Here is a 17,500-nt window from a genome sequence, read left to right as displayed (position 1 = left end):
TTTAGGTAGAGCGTTCGATGTATTCCTTGGGGGGTAGAGCACTGGATGGATGCGGGCGGCGCGAGCTGTACCAATTCTAACCAAACTCCGAATACCCAAGAGAACTATCGGGCAGACACACGGCGGGTGCTAACGTCCGTCGTGAAAAGGGAAACAACCCTAACCATCATCTAAGGCCCCCAAGTACTGGCTAAGTGGGAAACGATGTGGGATTGCTTTGACAACCAGGATGTTGGCTTAGAAGCAGCCATCATTTAAAGAAAGCGTAACAGCTCACTGGTCAAGCGATCCTGCGCGGAAAATGTAACGGGGCTCAAGCCAGTCGCCGAAGGTATGGGTTTGCACTTTGTGCAAGCGGTAGCGGAGCGTTCCGTAAGCCTGCGAAGGGAAGGCGTGAGCCTTCCTGGAGGTATCGGAAGTGAGAATGCTGACATGAGTAACGACAAAGAGTGTGAGAGACACTCTCGCCGAAAGTCCAAGGGTTCCTGCGTAAAGCTAATCTGCGCAGGGTTAGCCGGCCCCTAAGGCGAGGCCGAAAGGCGTAGTCGATGGGAACCAGGTAAATATTCCTGGGCCAGTCAGAAGTGACGGATCTCGTAACTTGTCTGAACTTACTGGATTGTGAGGGCAGGGAAGAGGTCCCTGGAAATAACTCTGACGGAGACCGTACCCGAAACCGACACAGGTGGACAGGTAGAGTATACCAAGGCGCTTGAGAGAACTATGCTGAAGGAACTCGGCAAATTGCACGCGTAACTTCGGGATAAGCGTGACTCTGCTTAGGGCAACCTTTGTAGAGTGGCACAGGCCAGGGGGTAGCGACTGTTTAGCAAAAACACAGGGCTCTGCGAAGCCGTAAGGCGAAGTATAGGGTCTGACGCCTGCCCGGTGCCGGAAGGTTAAAAGGAGGGGTGCAAGCTCCGAATTGAAGCCCCGGTAAACGGCGGCCGTAACTATAACGGTCCTAAGGTAGCGAAATTCCTTGTCGGGTAAGTTCCGACCTGCACGAATGGCGTAACGACTTCCCCACTGTCTCCAGCATAGGCTCAGTGAAATTGAATTCCCCGTGAAGATGCGGGGTTCCCGCGGTCAGACGGAAAGACCCTATGAACCTTTACTACAGCTTCGCCTTGGCGTTAGCAGCAACATGTGTAGGATAGGTGGGAGGCTATGAAACCGGGGCGCCAGCTCTGGTGGAGCCAACCTTGAAATACCACCCTTATTGTTGTTGACGTCTAACCGCGGCCCCTTATCGGGGTCCGAGACATGGCGTGGCGGGTAGTTTGACTGGGGCGGTCGCCTCCCAAAGTGTAACGGAGGCGCGCGATGGTGGGCTCAGAGCGGTCGGAAATCGCTCGTCGAGTGCAATGGCATAAGCCCGCCTGACTGCGAGACTGACAAGTCGAGCAGAGACGAAAGTCGGCCATAGTGATCCGGTGGTCCTGCGTGGAAGGGCCATCGCTCAACGGATAAAAGGTACTCTAGGGATAACAGGCTGATTTTGCCCAAGAGTCCATATCGACGGCAAAGTTTGGCACCTCGATGTCGGCTCATCACATCCTGGGGCTGGAGCAGGTCCCAAGGGTTCGGCTGTTCGCCGATTAAAGTGGTACGTGAGCTGGGTTCAGAACGTCGTGAGACAGTTTGGTCCCTATCTGCCGTGGGTGTACGAAGCTTGAGAGGATCTGTCCCTAGTACGAGAGGACCGGGATGGACACACCTCTGGTGGACCTGTCGTGGCGCCAGCCGCGCAGCAGGGTAGCTAAGTGTGGAATAGATAACCGCTGAAAGCATCTAAGCGGGAAACTAACCTCAAAACAAGGCTTCGCTGAGAGCCGTGGTAGACCACCACGTTGATAGGCCAGGTGTGGAAGTGCCGCGAGGCATGCAGCTTACTGGTACTAATAGCTCGATCGGCTTGATCGTTCTTAGTTGAACTCATGAAAGCGCTTTGTACAGACAACGATGTCTTCACCCGTATCTCTTCCGCCGACCTGGTGGCTATGCCGGAGGTTCCCCACCCGATCCCATTCCGAACTCGGTCGTTAAGTCCTCCAGGGCCAATGGTACTTCGTCTTAAGGCGCGGGAGAGTAGGTCGCCGCCAGGTCCGCCGAAGAGATACACTCCGCCAACCCAAAAGGTTGGACTGACCCTCGCTTTACGATGACATCCGCCTTGCCGCGGGATGGAGCAGCCCGGTAGCTCGTCAGGCTCATAACCTGAAGGTCGCAGGTTCAAATCCTGCTCCCGCACCCAAGCATTCAAGAAGCCCCGCAAGCTAACCGCTCGCGGGGCTTTTTGCTGTCTCAACACCAAGGTCGGTCAGCCACTCTCCTGGTCCAGGCCCAGGGCGATGGCGCGCTCGACCGGGGAGGGGCCATCGCCGCGAAACCCTTCCGACGGAAGCAATGGCGGTTGAGCCAGAAAGCGGGGGACGCCGCCACGATGAAGCTGGGCCGCGTGGACCAGAAAGGGATGGCAGAGCCAGACCGTGCCGGCTTTGCCGGTCGCGGTGAAGTCCTGACGTCCGGGAGCCAGTCCGAAGTTGGCCGCGACGAGGTCCCGCAGGCTCATGCCCGCCTCGCCGGCCGGCGCGAGCAGCCGGGCGACGTCTTTGTGCGAGCCGGCGAGGATGCGGGTCGGGGCGTCGTCCGCACCGACATCTGAAAACAGGAACAGCATCAACAGGGCGCGGCCGCGTGAGGTGATGTTGACCCGCCAGTCCAGGAAGTCGGGCGCTTCCGTCCCAAAACTGACATCAACGTGCCAGCCGGTGTCGCCGGGATCCTCGGGCGAGGGGAAGCGGACCGGGAAGGTCCCCATCGCCCGGCACGGGCGCCAGCGGCCGGGACCGACCAGCTGGTCAAACGCGCCGTGCAGGCGCGCGGTGTTCGCCGCGGTCTGGAAGGGCGGCTGAGCATAGAGGCCCAGGCGGATTACCGGCCGGGTCCAGGTCGTTGGGTCATCAGGGTCGCCGGGCAGGTCGCGCCAGAGAATAGCGCGGGCCTCTTCGGCCAAGGCGGCGGGAAAGGCCTCGTCCAGGCGGACGAAGCCGTCGGTGACAAATTGCTCGATCTGGCCGGGGCTCAGCGGCCCGGTGAATGAAGGTGGCATGGCGTGATGTCTCGTGCAGGCGCCGGATCGCCGGCGCATGAAGGCGTGGGCGTTTGGTGACGCCGGGCGAGGGCCCTGCGGGGCCAGTCGCGTCAGGCTCGGATGCGGGACTGGAACATCATCACGGTCGGATCATAGCCCGGGGAGCCGCCGCGTCCTAGGCTGTTGCGACGTCCCATGGAACTCGCCCCGCATGGATCCCATCGCCAGCCTGCTCGCCTTCTTCATTGCCGCCGGCCTGTTGACGGTCACGCCGGGCGTGGACACCGCTCTGGTCCTGCGCACGGCCGCCGTCGAGGGGCCGCGCCGGGCCGTGGCGGCGGGGGCGGGGATCATCCTGGGGCTGTTCATCTGGGGCGCCCTGACGGCGGTAGGGCTGACGGCGCTGCTGGCCGTTTCGAAGACCGCCTACCTTGTCCTGCAGATTGCCGGTGTCGGCTACCTTCTATTCCTCGGGGGGCGCCTGCTGAGGGCCGCTTTCTGGGGTGGGTCGCCTGCGGTCGAGGGGGCCGCCGCCCCCTCCACCGGCAGCACGGCGACCTGGTTCATGCGCGGCCTGATGACCAATCTGCTGAACCCCAAGGTCGGGGTCTTCTACGTCAGCTTCCTGCCGCAGTTCATGCCCGCCGGCGCCGACACCCTCGCCTGGAGCCTGTTGCTGGCCGGCGTCCACGGGCTGCAGACGGTGGCCTGGTTCGCCGCCCTGATCGCCGCCACCCGGCCGCTTGGCCGCTGGCTGAAGCGGCCGGCTGTCGTGCGATGGCTGGACGGGGTGACCGGCGGCCTGCTGGTCGCCTTCGGGGTCGGGTTGGCGATGCAGAGGCGGGCGCTCTAAGTCCCCGCCTTCATCGCCGCGACCACCTCCGCGAGCTGGTCGAGGCCGGAGTTGATCCCGTCTTCCATGCCGACGCCAACATACTCGTCATGCATGGCCTTGCTTTCGAACACCGTCTTCATGGTCAGGGTGGTCTTCCCGCCTGCCTCATCGAAGGTGAAGCTGGTCACCATCCGGGGGCTGTCCGGGGTCTCGAAACCGTTGTCCCAGACGATCTTGCGATCCGGCACGATCTCCAGATAGGTCCCGCCGAAGGGGGTGTTCTGGGTCCCGTCCGGGGCGGTCATCGCCATGCGCCACTGGCCGCCGACCCGGAAGTCGATCTCGCACAGAGTCACCGGATAACCGGCCGGCCCGAACCACTTCATGATGTGCTCGCGCTCGGCATGGGCCCGGAACACCAGCCGGGCAGGGGCGTTGAAAACCCGCACGACAGTCAGCTGTCGATCGGCCGTGTCCTCGGTCATCAGCGGGTCTCCTTGTCTTTCAGCTCTTTGACGTAAGTGTCTAAACGGTCGAAGCTTTCCTCCCAGAACCCGCGGTAGTCGCCGATCCAGCGATCGGCGCCCGCCAGGGCTGACGGCTCCAGCCGCACGGGTCGGAACTGGGCCTCGCGGCCGCGGCGGATCAGTCCCGCGCGTTCGAGAACCTTCAGGTGCTTGGAGATGGTCGGTTGGGCCAGGTCGAAGGCGTCGACCAGCTGGTTCACAGTCGCCTCGCGCCCGGCCACGCGGGCCAGGATGGCGCGGCGGGTGGGGTCGGCAAGAGCGCCGAATACCCGGTCCAACGTTTCGTCCTGAGGTGTCACCGGCATCGGTCGTCTCTCATGAATATAGCCATATGGCAATATACATCGATGCGCGCAAGCCGCGAATGCATGTCGCAGTGACAGGGGACTCCGAGCCGATTATCGGGAGGCTGTTCGAGTCGAGGGCCATCCCATGAACGAGTTCATCCGCGCCGCCCTGTCCGCCCGCTGGATCTCCGGCGCCGCCGTCTTCCTGGTCGCCTGGGTCGTCGGCTCCACCGCGGCCGAGGGCATGAACCTGACTCAATGGCTGGGCGCCGTAGCCGCCATGGTTGGGGCGATCACCTGGGCGGTGATCGAACAGGTCTGGCCAGCCCCGACCCGCCAGCCCGCGGACGACTGAAACTTACACGCGTCAAATTTTCCTTGCGTGTTCTACCGCTCTGGGTCCAGGATGCCGGGCAGGGAGGATGCGCCATGCGTCACATCGGAGCGGCGGGAGCCGCCATCGGACTGCTGCTGCTGGGGGCCTGCGCGACGGCGGCGCCAGACGACGATTTCGACCTGTTCTCCGGCGGCCGCGCCCCGCCGGCTGAGGTGGCCAGGCAGGCCAAGGCGGCGGAGAAGCATCCGCTCGGCAGCCAGCAGAACCCCATCCGGGTCAACATGCCGGCGGGCCAGCACGCCTATCTGCGCCGGCTGCGCTGCTCCGATGGCCAGCCACCGGTATTCGTCCGAACCGGCAATTTCGGGCCTGGCATCTATGGTTCGATCATCGACGGCTATGACGTCAAATGCCCGGGCGCCTCGCCGGCTCAGAGCCTGATCTTCATGGACATGTACCATCCGGACCATGTGGAGAACGCCGCTCCGCCCGGGTTCACCATCATCCGCTGAAGCCGCCGATCCGTCGTGCCAAGCGAAGGATCGCCTTAGAAGCGTGAACCTCGCCAATCACGCGGATTTTCCTGATTCTATCGGCGCTTATCCCCGGCTGCGGCAGGTGGTCCGCTTGAATGGGCCGGCAAAGCGCCCAACTATCTTCCCAAGCGTACCCGCCGGTTAAGGAACGGGTACGGCGCGTCGCCGATTATCGGGGCGCGCACAGGAGACGGTTAGATGTCAGAACTTCGTACGCTTCCGGTGTTGCCGCTTCGGGACATCGTTGTGTTTCCCCACATGGTCGTGCCCCTGTTCGTGGGCCGGGAGAAATCCGTTCGCGCCCTCGAAGAGGTGATGCGCGGCGACAAGACCATCCTGCTGGCCACCCAGAAGAACAGCGCCGATGACGATCCGGCCCCGGAGGCCATCTATGACGTCGGCGTGGTGGCCACCGTGCTGCAGCTGCTGAAACTGCCCGACGGCACCGTGAAGGTGCTGGTCGAGGGCAAGCTGCGGGCGGCCGTGACCCGCTTCATCGGCTCGGAGGACTATTACGAGGCCGAGGCGGCCATCCTCGACGAGGACGATGGCGAGGAGCATGAGGCCGAGGCCCTGAGCCGCGCCGTGGCCGAGCAGTTTGAGGCCTACGTCAAGCTCAACAAGAAAATCCCGCCGGAAGCCCTGGCATCGATCCCGCACATCACCGAGCCCGGCAAGCTGGCCGACAGCATCGCCGCCCACCTGTCGGTCAAGATCGGCGACAAGCAGCAGCTGCTCGAGCTGTTCAATGTCGTGAAGCGGCTGGAGAAGGTCTTCTCGCTGATGGAAGGCGAGATTTCGGTCCTGCAGGTCGAGAAGAAGATCCGCAGTCGCGTGAAGCGGCAGATGGAGAAGACCCAGCGCGAATATTACCTGAACGAGCAGATGAAGGCGATCCAGCGCGAGCTGGGCGACCAAGACGACGGTCGCGACGAACTCATCGAACTCGAAAAGCGCATCAAGAAGACCCGGCTGTCCAAGGAGGCCCGCACCAAGGCCGAGGGCGAGCTGAAGAAGCTGCGCAACATGAGCCCGATGTCGGCCGAGAGCACCGTGGTGCGCAACTATCTCGACTGGCTGCTGTCCATTCCGTGGGGCAAGGCCAAGCCGAAGAAGATCGACCTGGCCAAGGCCGAGGCCATCCTCGAAGAGGACCACTACGGCCTGGACAAGGTGAAGGAGCGGATTCTGGAGTACCTGGCCGTGCAGGCCCGGACCAATTCCCTGAAGGGCCCCATCCTCTGCCTGGTCGGCCCGCCCGGGGTCGGCAAGACCTCGCTCGGGCGTTCGATCGCCAAGGCGACGGGCCGTGAGTTCGTGCGCCTGTCGCTCGGCGGCGTGCGGGACGAGGCCGAGATCCGCGGTCACCGGCGCACCTACATCGGCTCCATGCCGGGCAAGGTCATCCAGTCGATGAAGAAGGCCAAGGCGGTCGATCCCTTCTTCCTGCTCGACGAGATAGACAAGATGGGCAGCGACTATCGGGGCGATCCGTCCTCGGCCCTGCTGGAGGTGCTGGACCCGGCTCAGAACTCGACCTTCGCCGACCACTACCTGGAGGTCGACTACGACCTCAGCCAGACCATGTTCGTCACCACGGCCAACAGCCTGAACATGCCCCAGCCGCTGCTGGACCGCATGGAGATCATTCGCATCCCCGGCTACACCGAGGACGAGAAGGTCGAAATCGCCAAGCGGCATGTGCTGCCCAAGCTGGCCAAGGATCACGGCCTGACCACCGAAGAGTTCGTGGTGCCGGAAAAGGCCATCCGCGACCTGATCCGCTACTACACCCGGGAAGCCGGGGTGCGGTCGCTGGAGCGGGAGCTGGGCAATCTGGCGCGCAAGGTCGTCCGCGATCTGGCCCGCGAGAGCCTTCTGACCATCACCGTCGATGACGAGCGGCTGGCCAAGTACGCCGGCGTCAAGAAGTACCGCTACGGCGAGACGGACGAGGAGGATCAGGTCGGCATCGTCACCGGTCTGGCCTGGACTGAATTCGGCGGCGACATCCTGACCATCGAGGCGGTCAAGATGCCGGGCAAGGGCCGGATGTCGATCACCGGCAACCTGAAAGAGGTGATGAAGGAGTCGATCTCGGCCGCGAACTCCTACGTCCGGGCCCGGTCCACCAAGTTCGGCATCAAGCCGCCGTTGTTCGAGAAGACCGACGTCCACGTCCACGTTCCTGAGGGCGCCACGCCCAAGGACGGGCCCTCGGCCGGTGTCGCCATGGCCATCGCCATGATCTCGGTGCTGACCGGTGTGCCGATCCGCAAGGACATCGCCATGACCGGCGAGATCACCCTGCGCGGGCGTGTCCTCGCTATCGGCGGCTTGAAGGAAAAGCTGCTGGCGGCCCTGCGCAGTGGCATCAAGACAGTACTGATCCCGCAGGAGAACGAGAAGGATCTGGCCGACGTGCCGGCGAACGTGAAGAACGCCTTGGAGATCGTGCCGATTGCCACGGTCGACGAGGCGATCGCCCGGGCGCTGACCGGACCGCTGACTGCGATCGAATGGTCGGAAGATGAGCAACCGGTTGTTGCGCCTGCGAAGGTGGATGAAGCCGGTGATGACGCGGTGATTACCCACTAAGGGTAGTTCCCTCTAAGTAATCGCCGATAATGTGCGCGCCGCGGGGTTTCCCGCGGCGCGTTTCTTTTGACGGAGGGCCGACAGTCTTCATAATCGTGGCGGGCGAGGGGCCTCGCGCACGAGGCGAACACCGCGCCGCACAACGGATTTGTGGCTGGGAGACTGTCGATGACGAAGGCCGAACTGGTCGCCGCGATCGCGGACGGCGCCGGACTGACCAAAACCCAGGCTGCGGCCGCTTTGGAGGCCTTTACCGGCGCCGTGACCACCTCCCTGAAGAAGGGCGAAGATGTGCGGCTGGTCGGCTTCGGGGCCTTCAAGTCGGTCTCCCGCGCCGCTGGCACGGCCCGCAATCCCCGCACCGGCGAGACCGTCAAGCGCCCGGCCAGCAAGACCGCCCGCTTCCAGGTCGGCGAAGGGCTCAAGGCCGCGCTGAACGGCTGACCCCCTAAAGGGGGAGGCGATCCCCCTTGCAGGACCCCGCGGCACGGCGCGATGATCTGCCTCGGGACTGTTCATCTGGGGCTATTGCCGTGATCTCGAAGATCCAATCCGTCGGCCTTGTGGCCGCGATGCTGCTCGCCGGGGGCGCGCCGCCCGCCGTGGCTCAGGACGCCATGCCGGGCTATGTGCAGCTCAGCTTCTGCAACCACATGTCCGATACGGTCTACCTGGCCCTGAGCTACAAGGATAAGCCCGGCTCGAGCAACTGGGTGGTCGAGGGCTGGAAGCAGATCAACTCCAACAGCTGCTTCAAGATCACCGTCCCCAACGACGGCATGATCTACGACTATGCCGAGATGCCGGGCCAAGGCGACTGGGGCGGCGACTTCATGCTCTGCGTCGAGCGGCCCGGCCCGTTCAAGCGGATCAACACCGCCGACTACACCTGTGACGATGAAGACCTGGTCGGGTTCGGAGAGATCGACGCCAAGGGCAGCAGCGCCAAGACCGTAAACTACAATCCTTGAGGCTTTCGCGGCGCGGCGCGGGCGGGTACACCCCTCCTGCGCGGGCGGCTAGCTCAGCTGGTTAGAGCATCTCGTTTACACCGAGAGGGTCGGCGGTTCGAATCCGTCGCCGCCTACGCGCCTTTTTCTTAAAACCGATCGGCGTCCTGGCGCGTAAGCAGGTCATGATCCTGCTTGCTCTCGCCGTGGCTATCTTCCTTTGCGCCTGGATGGCTGGAGTCTGGGCCTATCAGCGGGCGGTGGGCAACGGCGGCTGGACCGACGTGTACTGGAGCTTTGGAATGGGGATCGCGGGCGTGGCCTGCGCCCTCTGGCCGCTCGGTGAGACGACCACAAGGCAGTGGATCGCCGGCGCCTTGATCGCGGTCTGGTCGCTGCGGCTGGGGACGCACCTGTTCCGGCGCGTGGCGGGGTCCCCCGAGGATCCGCGCTATGCCGGTTTCCGGAAGGAATGGGGCAAGGATTTCCAGCCGCGGATGTTTGGCTTTCTGCAGGCGCAGGCCCTTTCCGGGGCGCTGCTCTGCCTGGCCATCCTGGTGGCGGCGCGCAATCCGGCGCCGGGGCTGGCCTGGAGCGATGTGGCGGCGGGGCTGATCCTCGCGGGCGGCATCGCGGGGGAAGGTATCGCCGACGGACAGTTGGCGCGGTTCAAGGCCGACCCCACCAACAAGGGCAAGGTCTGCGACGTCGGCCTGTGGGGCTGGTCGCGGCATCCCAACTACTTCTTCGAGTGGGTGGTCTGGCTGGCCTGGCCGGTGATGGCCATCGGGCCGGATGGCGGCTGGGTCTGGGGCTGGCTGGCGCTGGTCGGGCCGGCCTTCATGGCCTTCCTGCTGATCAGGGTCTCGGGCGTGCCGCCGCTGGAGGGCGCCATGTTGAAATCGCGGGGTCAGGCCTATGCCGACTACCAGGCCCGCGTCTCCGTCTTCTTCCCTTTGCCGCCCAGATCGTGAGGCTCCCATGGACCTGCTGAAAACCGCCATCAACGCCGCCGAGAGCCTGCCCGCGCCCGACGCCCTGCGCCGGGCGGCGATCACCTGGCTCGTCGAGAAGCAGCGGCTGGACCTGCTGGGCCTGCCCGACACCCTGCCCAGCCAGTTTGCGGCCGACATGCGCACCCGCCCGATCGCGGAACACACCGGCGCCGCCAATGACCAGCACTACGAAGTACCGGCGGAGTTCTTCAAGATCGTGCTCGGCCCGCGCCTGAAATACAGCTCCTGCCTCTATGACGAGGGTGCGCGGACGCTCGCCCAGGCCGAGGACCGGGCTTTGACCGTGACCTGCGAGCATGCGCGACTGGAGGACGGCCAGGATATCCTGGAGCTCGGCTGCGGCTGGGGCTCGCTGTCGCTGTGGATGGCGGCGCGCTATCCGAACGCGCGGATCACCTCGGTGTCCAATTCCCAAAGCCAGCGGGCCCACATCGAGGCCCAGGCGGCCGCGCGCGGCTACAACAACCTGACGGTCATCACCGCCGACGCCAACGCCTTCCAGCCGGAGGGACAGTTCGACCGCGTGGTCTCGGTGGAGATGTTTGAGCATATGGCCAACTGGGGTCGGCTTCTGGAACGGGTGCGCGACTGGCTGAAGCCCGAGGGCCGCCTGTTCATCCACATCTTCAGCCACCGGACCCAGCCCTATCGGTTCAGCCACGAGGATCAGGACGACTGGATCGGGAAGTACTTCTTCACCGGCGGCTTCATGCCCAGCCATGACCTGATCCGCGACTTCTCGGATCTGTTCGAGGTAGTCGAGGACTGGAAGTGGAACGGCGGCCACTATGAACGCACGGCGCTGGACTGGCTGGCCAACATGGACCGCGAGGACCTGGCCGTGCGCCGGATCATGAAGGCGACCTATGGCGACCAGGCGGGTGTCTGGCGGCGACGCTGGCGGCTGTTCTTCCTGGCCACCGCCGGGCTGTTCGGCCATCGCGACGGGCAGGAGTGGGGCGTCAGCCACTACCTGCTGCGGCCGGTGCGTTAAACGGGATCGCGCCGGTAAATCACCGTCGGCTCGTCATGGTAGGTGGTGTGGGTCAGTTCGCGGAAGCCGGCCTTCTCCGCCACCCGGACGGAGGGGCCATTGCCCGGCGAGATGATGCAGCAGACGGGAACATCGAAGACCGCATCGCCCCAGGCGAGGGCCCCCTGGACGGCCTCCGTGGCGTAGCCCTTTCCGTGGACGGAGGGCGCCAGGGCCCAGCCCATCTCGACCATGCCTGAAAGACTTGGGGAAATGGTGCGGCGGAAGTCGGCGAAGCCGGCCTCGCCAATGAAGCGGCCGGTGGCCTTCTCCTCGACCGCCCAGAAGCCGTAGCCCAAGGCCGTCCAGTGGCCGATATAGCGCAGGACGCGGGCCCAGACTTCCTCGCCGGCGGCCGGGCGGCCGCCGATGAATCGGGTCACCTCCGGATCGCTCCAAAGGGCCAGGCTGGCCTCGAAGTCGTCAGGCGCGTGGGGGCGGAGCCGCAGGCGTTCGGTCTCGACGACCGGCGCGGCGCTTGGGGCAGGGGACATGCTCACCCTGAAAGAGAAAGGGCCGGGTCTCCAAGAGACCCGGCCCGGAACGCTTTAGTCGAGGCGGAGGTTGGTCGCCGAGGTCTTCCCGGTGCGACGATCCTGCTCGAGGTCGTAGGAAACGGTCTGGCCTTCGTCCAGGCCCCGCAGCCCGGCCTGTTCGACGGCCGAGATGTGAACGAAGACGTCGCCGCCCCCGTCATTGGGTTGGATGAAGCCGAAGCCCTTGGTGGAGTTGAACCACTTCACCACGCCCGAACCCGGGCCGGCCGGCTCGCGCGAACCGCCGCCGCCGCCGCGCGGACCGTCGAACGAGCGCGGAGCGCGGTCGAACGACCGCTGCGGGCGGTCAAAGCCGCCGCCGCCGCCGCGCGGGCCACGATCGGGGGCCGGGCCGCTGCCCGTCACCTGCAGCTGGCCGGCGGACAGCTTGCCGGAGCGGCGGTCCTGTTCCAGTTCGTAGGTAACCAGATCGCCGTCGTTCAGGCCGCGCAGGCCCGCACCTTCGACAGCCGAAACGTGGACGAAGACATCGCTGCCCCCGTCATCAGGCTGGATGAATCCGAACCCCTTGGCAGAGTTGAACCATTTGACCGTACCGCGAGCCATGTAGTCGTCCTAGATAGTGTAGTGCCGCCCGTCAGGGCGGCTAGAGTCCGCCACGATGGCGGGATCGACCGGTGGATTTAGCCGCATGTTGAGCCGAGCGCTAGATACAACAACGCCGTTCGAGCGACCGGCGGTCGTAGTTTTTCGCGTCTCGCCTTGAGGCTTGGTCCGTCCGCCGCAGAGGTTTCGCGTCTCTGACGGCGGAAAGATGGCGCCGCTCAGCCCGGTTGGCCGTCCTGGTTGAAGGCCCATTGGACGCCGAACGGGTCTCTCACCACCCCCCAGTGGTCGCCCCAGAACATGACCTGCACCGGCATGACGGGCTCGCAGCCGGCCGCCACGGCCCGGTCGAACCAGGCGTAGGCATCGGCGACCAGGAGCTGCATGGTCAGGCTGTGAAGCGGGTGGGCGGGATGGCCATTCTCCGGGAAGGGGTCGTTGAGCATCACCGAGCCGCCATTGATGTCGATCTGGGCGTGGATCAGCCGCTGGCCGTCCTCCGTCGGCATCTTGCGGATGTTGGTGGCGCCCAGGGCCTTTTCATAGAAGGCGCAGGCCTCCTCGGCCCGCTCGATGACGATGTAGGGGATCACACCGGGCTCGAGGCCGGCCTTGGCGTTGGCGTCGATGAAGGGGTCGGTCATCACTCTGTCTCTCCGGGGGGCAGGAGGTCGACCGCGGCCCGCAGGCTGCCGTCCATGTAGAAGGGCACGGAGTTGTGCTCGTGGAACACCCTCCAGCCAGCAGGATCGCGGCGCAGGGCCAGGGTCAGCCGCGACCAGGTGGAGACCTTCCCGCCGTCGAGCTTGGTTCCGTGGATGTGAAGCCAGCCCCAGGCGAGGGCCAGATCGCCGGAGACCCGGACCCGCAGGTCACGGGTCTCGTAGCCCAGCGGACCCCGCCAGGTGGCGTACCAGTCGGCCAGCGCCTCCGGGCTCAGCCCCTCGTTCCCCAGCGGTGGAGCCAGGGTGTAGGAGGTCAGGTCAGGCGCGAAGTCGGCCAACGCCCTGTCGGGATCCTTTGCGCGGGTGGCGGCCGTGTGGCGGTCGATGACCGCCAGAATGTCGGCATGATCGGTCATGGCGTCTCCTCGTCCCCAGGACGTTGGAGGGCGGGCTGATCCTACAGGGAGCCGCACGTTTCCCGGCTTACCCCGCCAGCAGACTGTCGATTTGCTTGCGGATGTGGGTCGCCTCGGCCAGCGATCCGGCGAGGGCGATGGCACGGTCAAAGGCCTCGCGCGCCTCGTCCTGGCGGCCAAGCTGGGTCAGCAGCCAGCCGCGCAGGCCATGGAAGTGGAAGTAGCCGGCGAGGCGGGGTTCGAGGGGATCGACCATGGCGAGGGCGGCCTCGGGGCCGGTGGTCTTGGCCACTGCGACGGCGCGGTTGAGGGTGACCACCGGCGAGGGCTGGAGGCGTTCTAGACTGGCGTAGAGGGCGTCGATCTGGGTCCAGTCTGTCTCGGCCGGCTCGGCGGCGCGGGCGTGCAGGGCGGCGATGGCGGCCTGGACCTGGTAAGGGCCGGGCCGGGCGTGGCGCATAGCCTTGTCGATCAGGGCCAGGCCCTCGGCGATCATCTTGCGGTTCCACAGGCTGCGGTCCTGGTCGTCCAGCAGGATGACCTCGCCCTCGGCGTCGAAGCGGGCGGCTTGGCGGGCGTGCTGGAGCAGCATCAGGGCGGTCAGGCCCATGATCTCCGGCTCTGTCTGGAACAGGCGCAGCAGCAGGCGGCCGAGCCGGATGGCTTCGTCGGCGAGCCCGACCTTGGCCTCCTCCCCGGGACCGGCGGAATAGCCCTCGTTGAAGATCAGGTAGGTCATGGCCGCCACCGCCGCGAGCCGCTCGGACCGCTCGACGGCTCCGGGGGTCTCGAAGCTGGTCCCGGCGGCGGCGATGCGGGCCTTGGCGCGGGTGATCCGCTGTTCCATGGCCGCCTCGCCGACCAGGAAGGCCTTGGCGATCTGGCGCACCGACAGGCCGCTGACGATGCGCAGGGCCAGGGCGATCTGCTGGCTGGCGGGCAGGGCGGGGTGGCAGCAGATGAACATCAGCCGCAACACGTCGTCCCGATAGTCGGCGCCGTCGAGCCGCTCGGCCAGGTCCGGCTCGGCATCGTCCAGATCGCTGATCTGCTCTTCGTCGGGCAGGGCGGTGAGGCGCTTGGTCTTCCGAGTCTGATCGATGCCGGCGTTGCGCCCTACCATGATCAGCCAGGCGGTGGGGTCTCGCGGCGGGCCCTTATGCGGCCAGGTCTTGAGCGCCCGGAGACAGGCGTCCTGGAACGCCTCCTCGGCCGTATCCAGGTCTCGGAAATAGCGCAGCAGCGCGCCGACGGCCTGGGGCCGGGCCGAAGTCAGGGCCGACTGGATCCAGGCTGGGTCGGTCATCAGAGGCTGCCCACGTCGCCGCCAGGCTCGAACAGGGCCATCGGGCGGATCTCATAGGCGCCCAGGCCCGGGTTGGCTTTCGCCAGGTCGCGAGCAACGCCCAGCGCCTCATCGAGGTCGGCCACGTTGACCACATAGAAGCCGAGCAGCTGTTCCTTGGTCTCGGCGAACGGCCCATCGATGACCAGCGGCTCGTCGCCCTTGCGCAGGGTCGTGGCGGCCGTGGTTGGCAGCAGCCGGGCGACGGGACCTAGCTTGCCGGCGGTCGCCAATCTAGCCTGCACGGCGCGCAGGTCGGTCATCACCCGGGCGTCCTGCTCCGGGGTCCAGGCCGACGTCACGTCTTCCTGATTGTAGCAGAAAATGGCGTACAGCATCGGGCGCTCCGGGCTTGCGTCCATAGGACGAGGATGGGGGCGGGGAGCCGACACCGGCGCCGAAAAAAAGTCCAGTCACGGCGCAAGGGGCTATGCCCCGTTCCGCCCGGCGACGAGGTGGATTAGTCGGCCAGTCGACAAAATCGGGAAAGCGGCGTTACCGTCCCCCCGGATTCGGGTAGCGGACGGCCGGGCGGGATCGTGTTCAACGACGAACTCATCGGCAGGGCGATCGAGCGGGTCAGGACGAGAGACCTGACCTCCGACTATGCCCATGCGCCATTGGCGCCAATGCTCGACCGCATGCAGGCGCAACTGACCGCGGCCAATGTCCGGCGGGTCTGGGACCATCCCTCCTATCGCCAGGTGGTGGCGGCCATGGCCGCGGTCGGACTTCCCTCAGAAACCGACAACGGCGTGCTGAACCACGCTCTGCGCGATCCGCTGCGGTTTGTCATGGCGATATGGGCCCTGGGGCTGAGCCTGACGCCCGGCGGGCTCACCTATGCGCGGTTCAACGGCATGCTGCAGACGGTTCAGGCCGGCAGCCGGACCCTGACCTATGCCCTGTTCGGCTATCTACGCTTTCTCGGCTACATCGAGCCGGCGCCTGGCGGAGAGGATCGGCGCGAACGTCGGTTTCAGCCCTCGGCGCTGTTGCGCAGGGCGCTCCGCGACCACATCGCCAGGGGGCTGCAGGGCATCGCAGCCATCGATCCCGTCGCCGGCGAAATCGGCCAGAGGGTGAGCACCGAGGATCGGGTGTTCGACGAGGTGGCCCGGCAGTGCAGCGACGGGATGCTGGCTACCGCCATGGTCGAGCGGTACGCCAGGCCCTCGCCGCTGAACAAGCTGAACAGGCGGCGCTCCGGATCGGCCATGCTGTGGGCCCTGCTCCAGGCGGCGCCGGAGGTCGAGCCCTGGCCGACCGCCGAACCGTTCGCGATCAGCGTGGCCGACCTGGCGCGCCGCAGCGGGGTCTCACGCCCGCACTACATGCGGATGCTGCGGGACGGCGAGGCGGCCGGCCTGTTGGTGCTGGAGCCGAACGGCAAGGTTCGGCTGAGCCCGGAGCTGCGCGAGCAGATGAACGGGCTCATCGCGGTGAATGTCATCACCTTCGGGGTGACGGCCCAGATCGTGCTGGAAGCGCTGGGACGCCAGCAGGCCGCCTAGAACAGCCAACTGGCTGTATCGCCCCGTACATCACAGTTGATCTTCAGGCGGTAGTCGGCTGAGCGATCGCCATCGATATCGAGCTCCAGTGTCGTGGCGCCCGAGGCGAACTTCAGCACCGCCCGGCCCGCCTCGCCGTCGAAGGCGGCGACCTGGGTGAAGGCGTCGTCCGCGCCCCCCACGATGGCGTCGATCGCCGACAGATCGATGATATCCAGCCCGAGGGCATAGTCGGCGACCACGTCGGTCTCGACCATGCGGCCCTGGGGATTGGCGCTGGAGAACACGGACTCCTGACGAACCACGAACCGATCGGCCCCGCCGCCGCCGCTCAGAATGTCCGCGCCCGTCCCGCCGATGAGGGTGTCGTCGCCGAGGCCGCCGCTGAGGATGTCTGCCTCGCTCATGCCATCGAGAACATTGGCGCCGCCGTTGCCGGTCAGCACGTTGGCCAGCCCATTGCCGGTCCCGTTGAGGCTGGCCGATCCCTCGAGGATCAAGCGTTCGAGCAAGGCGCCCAAGGTCCAGTCCAGACCGGCCCGAACCGTGTCGATCCCGCCTCCCTCCAGAATCACGTCCCCGATGTTGTCGACGTAGTAGACATCGTCTCCCACGCCACCATCCATGAGGTCGGCGCCGGTCCCGCCGTTGATGATGTCGTTGCCTTCATCGCCCGCCAGACGGGTGTCGTTGCCTCCGCCCCCATGGATCTGATCGTTTCCGGCCATGCCATACAGCTCGTCGGCCCCCTCGCCGCCGTCCAGGATATCGAGCCCGTCGTCCGCGAACATCAGGTCCCGCCCAGCCTCGCCGTACAGCCGGTCGTCGCCCGCGCCGCCGGACATCGTGTCATCGCCCTCGCCGCCGAGGATCATGTCGTTGCCGGTGTGGCCGGACAGGCCGTCGGCGCCGCCATGACCGCGGACGATGTCGTCTCCGCCCCCGCCATTGAGGCTGTTGTTCAGGTCAGTCCCGTCGATCTGGTTGGACAACTCGTTGCCCCGGCCAACGACGGCCGTCCCGAAGAGCTGCAGGTTCTCCACCGTTGCGCCGAGAGTGAAATTGACTGAGGCGCGGACCCGATCGCTCCCGCCGTCGGACGCCTCGATCACGGCGTCGAGGGCGCTGTCGACCACATAGGTGTCGTCGCCCCGCCCCCCGGACATCTGGTCCGCGCCTCAGTCAATTTCACTCTCGGCGCAACGGTGGAGAACCTGCAGCTCTTCGGGACGGCCGTCGTT

The 17,500-nt window shown here is 65.7% G+C and carries 19 protein-coding genes, 2 tRNA genes, 2 rRNA genes and 1 pseudogene (1 of these 24 cut by a window edge); 13 read left to right on the top strand and 11 right to left on the bottom strand.

Going from position 1 to position 17,500, the window contains the following annotated elements:
* The 3 genes from GVN21_RS06235 to GVN21_RS06225 all read left to right on the top strand — a co-directional run.
* Positions 1 to 1,926: ribosomal RNA gene (locus GVN21_RS06235) — 23S ribosomal RNA — on the top strand (it extends 864 nt beyond the left edge of the window).
* 67 nt (positions 1,927 to 1,993) lie between these two features.
* Positions 1,994 to 2,108, top strand: a 5S ribosomal RNA gene (gene rrf, locus GVN21_RS06230).
* Positions 2,109 to 2,180: 72 nt separating this feature from the next.
* A tRNA-Met gene (locus GVN21_RS06225) sits at positions 2,181 to 2,257 on the top strand.
* Positions 2,258 to 2,323: 66 nt separating this feature from the next.
* Here GVN21_RS06225 and GVN21_RS06220 read toward each other — a convergent pair.
* The gene (locus tag GVN21_RS06220; protein WP_166573865.1) at positions 2,324 to 3,115 is read right to left on the bottom strand and encodes a phytanoyl-CoA dioxygenase family protein; all 792 of its coding nucleotides are present in this window, start codon (positions 3,113 to 3,115) and stop codon (positions 2,324 to 2,326) included.
* A 193-nt stretch (positions 3,116 to 3,308) separates the two neighbouring features.
* Here GVN21_RS06220 and GVN21_RS06215 point away from each other — a divergent pair, with 193 nt between their 5' ends.
* Complete coding sequence (locus GVN21_RS06215; protein WP_166573864.1) at positions 3,309 to 3,950, top strand: LysE family translocator; 642 nt, start codon at positions 3,309 to 3,311, stop codon at positions 3,948 to 3,950.
* Here the strand turns inward: GVN21_RS06215 and GVN21_RS06210 are convergent.
* Together GVN21_RS06210 and GVN21_RS06205 are read right to left on the bottom strand one after the other, a co-directional pair.
* A complete protein-coding gene (locus GVN21_RS06210) occupies positions 3,947 to 4,417 on the bottom strand; it encodes an SRPBCC domain-containing protein (RefSeq protein WP_166573863.1) in 471 nt (156 codons plus the stop codon). The two genes, GVN21_RS06215 and GVN21_RS06210, sit on opposite strands and share 4 nt — an antisense overlap.
* Positions 4,417 to 4,764, bottom strand: coding sequence for a metalloregulator ArsR/SmtB family transcription factor (locus GVN21_RS06205; RefSeq protein ID WP_166573862.1), 348 nt, complete (start codon positions 4,762 to 4,764; stop codon positions 4,417 to 4,419). The genes GVN21_RS06210 and GVN21_RS06205 overlap by 1 nt, the downstream gene beginning before the upstream one ends.
* A 127-nt stretch (positions 4,765 to 4,891) precedes the next feature.
* Between GVN21_RS06205 and GVN21_RS06200 the strand changes: the two genes are divergently transcribed.
* From GVN21_RS06200 to GVN21_RS06165, 8 genes are all read left to right on the top strand, one after another.
* Positions 4,892 to 5,101: a hypothetical protein gene (locus GVN21_RS06200; protein ID WP_166573861.1), complete on the top strand. Its 210-nt coding sequence runs from the start codon at positions 4,892 to 4,894 to the stop codon at positions 5,099 to 5,101.
* Positions 5,102 to 5,175: 74 nt separating this feature from the next.
* Positions 5,176 to 5,595: a hypothetical protein gene (locus GVN21_RS06195; RefSeq protein WP_166573860.1), complete on the top strand. Its 420-nt coding sequence runs from the start codon at positions 5,176 to 5,178 to the stop codon at positions 5,593 to 5,595.
* Between the two features lie 222 nt (positions 5,596 to 5,817).
* Positions 5,818 to 8,217 (top strand): endopeptidase La, encoded by a 2,400-nt coding sequence (gene lon / locus GVN21_RS06190; protein WP_166573859.1) that lies wholly within the window; start codon positions 5,818 to 5,820, stop codon positions 8,215 to 8,217.
* 168 nt (positions 8,218 to 8,385) lie between these two features.
* On the top strand, positions 8,386 to 8,661 hold the full coding sequence (locus GVN21_RS06185; RefSeq protein WP_166573858.1) for an HU family DNA-binding protein: 276 nt from the start codon (positions 8,386 to 8,388) through the stop codon (positions 8,659 to 8,661).
* 89 nt (positions 8,662 to 8,750) lie between these two features.
* The gene (locus tag GVN21_RS06180) at positions 8,751 to 9,188 is read left to right on the top strand and encodes a DUF1036 domain-containing protein (RefSeq protein ID WP_166573857.1); all 438 of its coding nucleotides are present in this window, start codon (positions 8,751 to 8,753) and stop codon (positions 9,186 to 9,188) included.
* 42 nt (positions 9,189 to 9,230) lie between these two features.
* A tRNA-Val gene (locus GVN21_RS06175) sits at positions 9,231 to 9,304 on the top strand.
* 48 nt (positions 9,305 to 9,352) lie between these two features.
* Positions 9,353 to 10,141, top strand: a complete 789-nt coding sequence (locus GVN21_RS06170) for a DUF1295 domain-containing protein (protein WP_166573856.1) — start codon at positions 9,353 to 9,355, stop codon at positions 10,139 to 10,141.
* A 7-nt stretch (positions 10,142 to 10,148) separates the two neighbouring features.
* A complete protein-coding gene (locus tag GVN21_RS06165) occupies positions 10,149 to 11,177 on the top strand; it encodes a cyclopropane-fatty-acyl-phospholipid synthase family protein (protein ID WP_166573855.1) in 1,029 nt (342 codons plus the stop codon).
* Here GVN21_RS06165 and GVN21_RS06160 read toward each other — a convergent pair.
* From GVN21_RS06160 to GVN21_RS06135, 7 genes and pseudogenes are all read right to left on the bottom strand, one after another.
* Complete coding sequence (locus GVN21_RS06160) at positions 11,174 to 11,710, bottom strand: GNAT family N-acetyltransferase (RefSeq protein ID WP_166573854.1); 537 nt, start codon at positions 11,708 to 11,710, stop codon at positions 11,174 to 11,176. The two genes, GVN21_RS06165 and GVN21_RS06160, sit on opposite strands and share 4 nt — an antisense overlap.
* A gap of 54 nt (positions 11,711 to 11,764) precedes the next feature.
* A complete protein-coding gene (locus GVN21_RS21330) occupies positions 11,765 to 11,962 on the bottom strand; it encodes a cold-shock protein (protein ID WP_346764226.1) in 198 nt (65 codons plus the stop codon).
* A 153-nt stretch (positions 11,963 to 12,115) separates the two neighbouring features.
* Positions 12,116 to 12,319 (bottom strand): annotated as a pseudogene (locus GVN21_RS21325) (cold-shock protein); the annotation flags it as partial.
* A 218-nt stretch (positions 12,320 to 12,537) separates the two neighbouring features.
* On the bottom strand, positions 12,538 to 12,963 hold the full coding sequence (locus GVN21_RS06150; protein WP_166573852.1) for a VOC family protein: 426 nt from the start codon (positions 12,961 to 12,963) through the stop codon (positions 12,538 to 12,540).
* On the bottom strand, positions 12,963 to 13,400 hold the full coding sequence (locus GVN21_RS06145; RefSeq protein ID WP_166573851.1) for a nuclear transport factor 2 family protein: 438 nt from the start codon (positions 13,398 to 13,400) through the stop codon (positions 12,963 to 12,965). Before GVN21_RS06145 ends, GVN21_RS06150 begins: the two co-directional genes overlap by 1 nt.
* Before the next feature lie 67 nt (positions 13,401 to 13,467).
* The gene (locus GVN21_RS06140; RefSeq protein ID WP_166573850.1) at positions 13,468 to 14,706 is read right to left on the bottom strand and encodes an RNA polymerase sigma factor; all 1,239 of its coding nucleotides are present in this window, start codon (positions 14,704 to 14,706) and stop codon (positions 13,468 to 13,470) included.
* Positions 14,706 to 15,083, bottom strand: coding sequence for a YciI family protein (locus tag GVN21_RS06135; protein ID WP_166573849.1), 378 nt, complete (start codon positions 15,081 to 15,083; stop codon positions 14,706 to 14,708). The genes GVN21_RS06140 and GVN21_RS06135 overlap by 1 nt, the downstream gene beginning before the upstream one ends.
* 201 nt (positions 15,084 to 15,284) lie before the next feature.
* Between GVN21_RS06135 and GVN21_RS06130 the strand changes: the two genes are divergently transcribed.
* The gene (locus GVN21_RS06130) at positions 15,285 to 16,259 is read left to right on the top strand and encodes a hypothetical protein (RefSeq protein WP_166573848.1); all 975 of its coding nucleotides are present in this window, start codon (positions 15,285 to 15,287) and stop codon (positions 16,257 to 16,259) included.
* On the opposite strand, the gene GVN21_RS06125 is transcribed toward GVN21_RS06130, so the two are convergent.
* Positions 16,256 to 17,425 carry a calcium-binding protein gene (locus GVN21_RS06125; protein WP_166573847.1) on the bottom strand — a complete coding sequence of 390 codons (1,170 nt, stop codon included), beginning with the start codon at positions 17,423 to 17,425 and terminating at the stop codon, positions 16,256 to 16,258. The genes GVN21_RS06130 and GVN21_RS06125 overlap by 4 nt on opposite strands.
* Positions 17,426 to 17,500: the final 75 nt, after the last annotated feature.

The organism is Caulobacter sp. SLTY (assembly GCF_009905535.1).
Taxonomy (GTDB): Bacteria; Pseudomonadota; Alphaproteobacteria; order Caulobacterales; family Caulobacteraceae; genus Caulobacter.
Note: the sequence above shows the minus strand (reverse complement) of the source record. Positions and strands in the feature narration are given on the sequence as shown.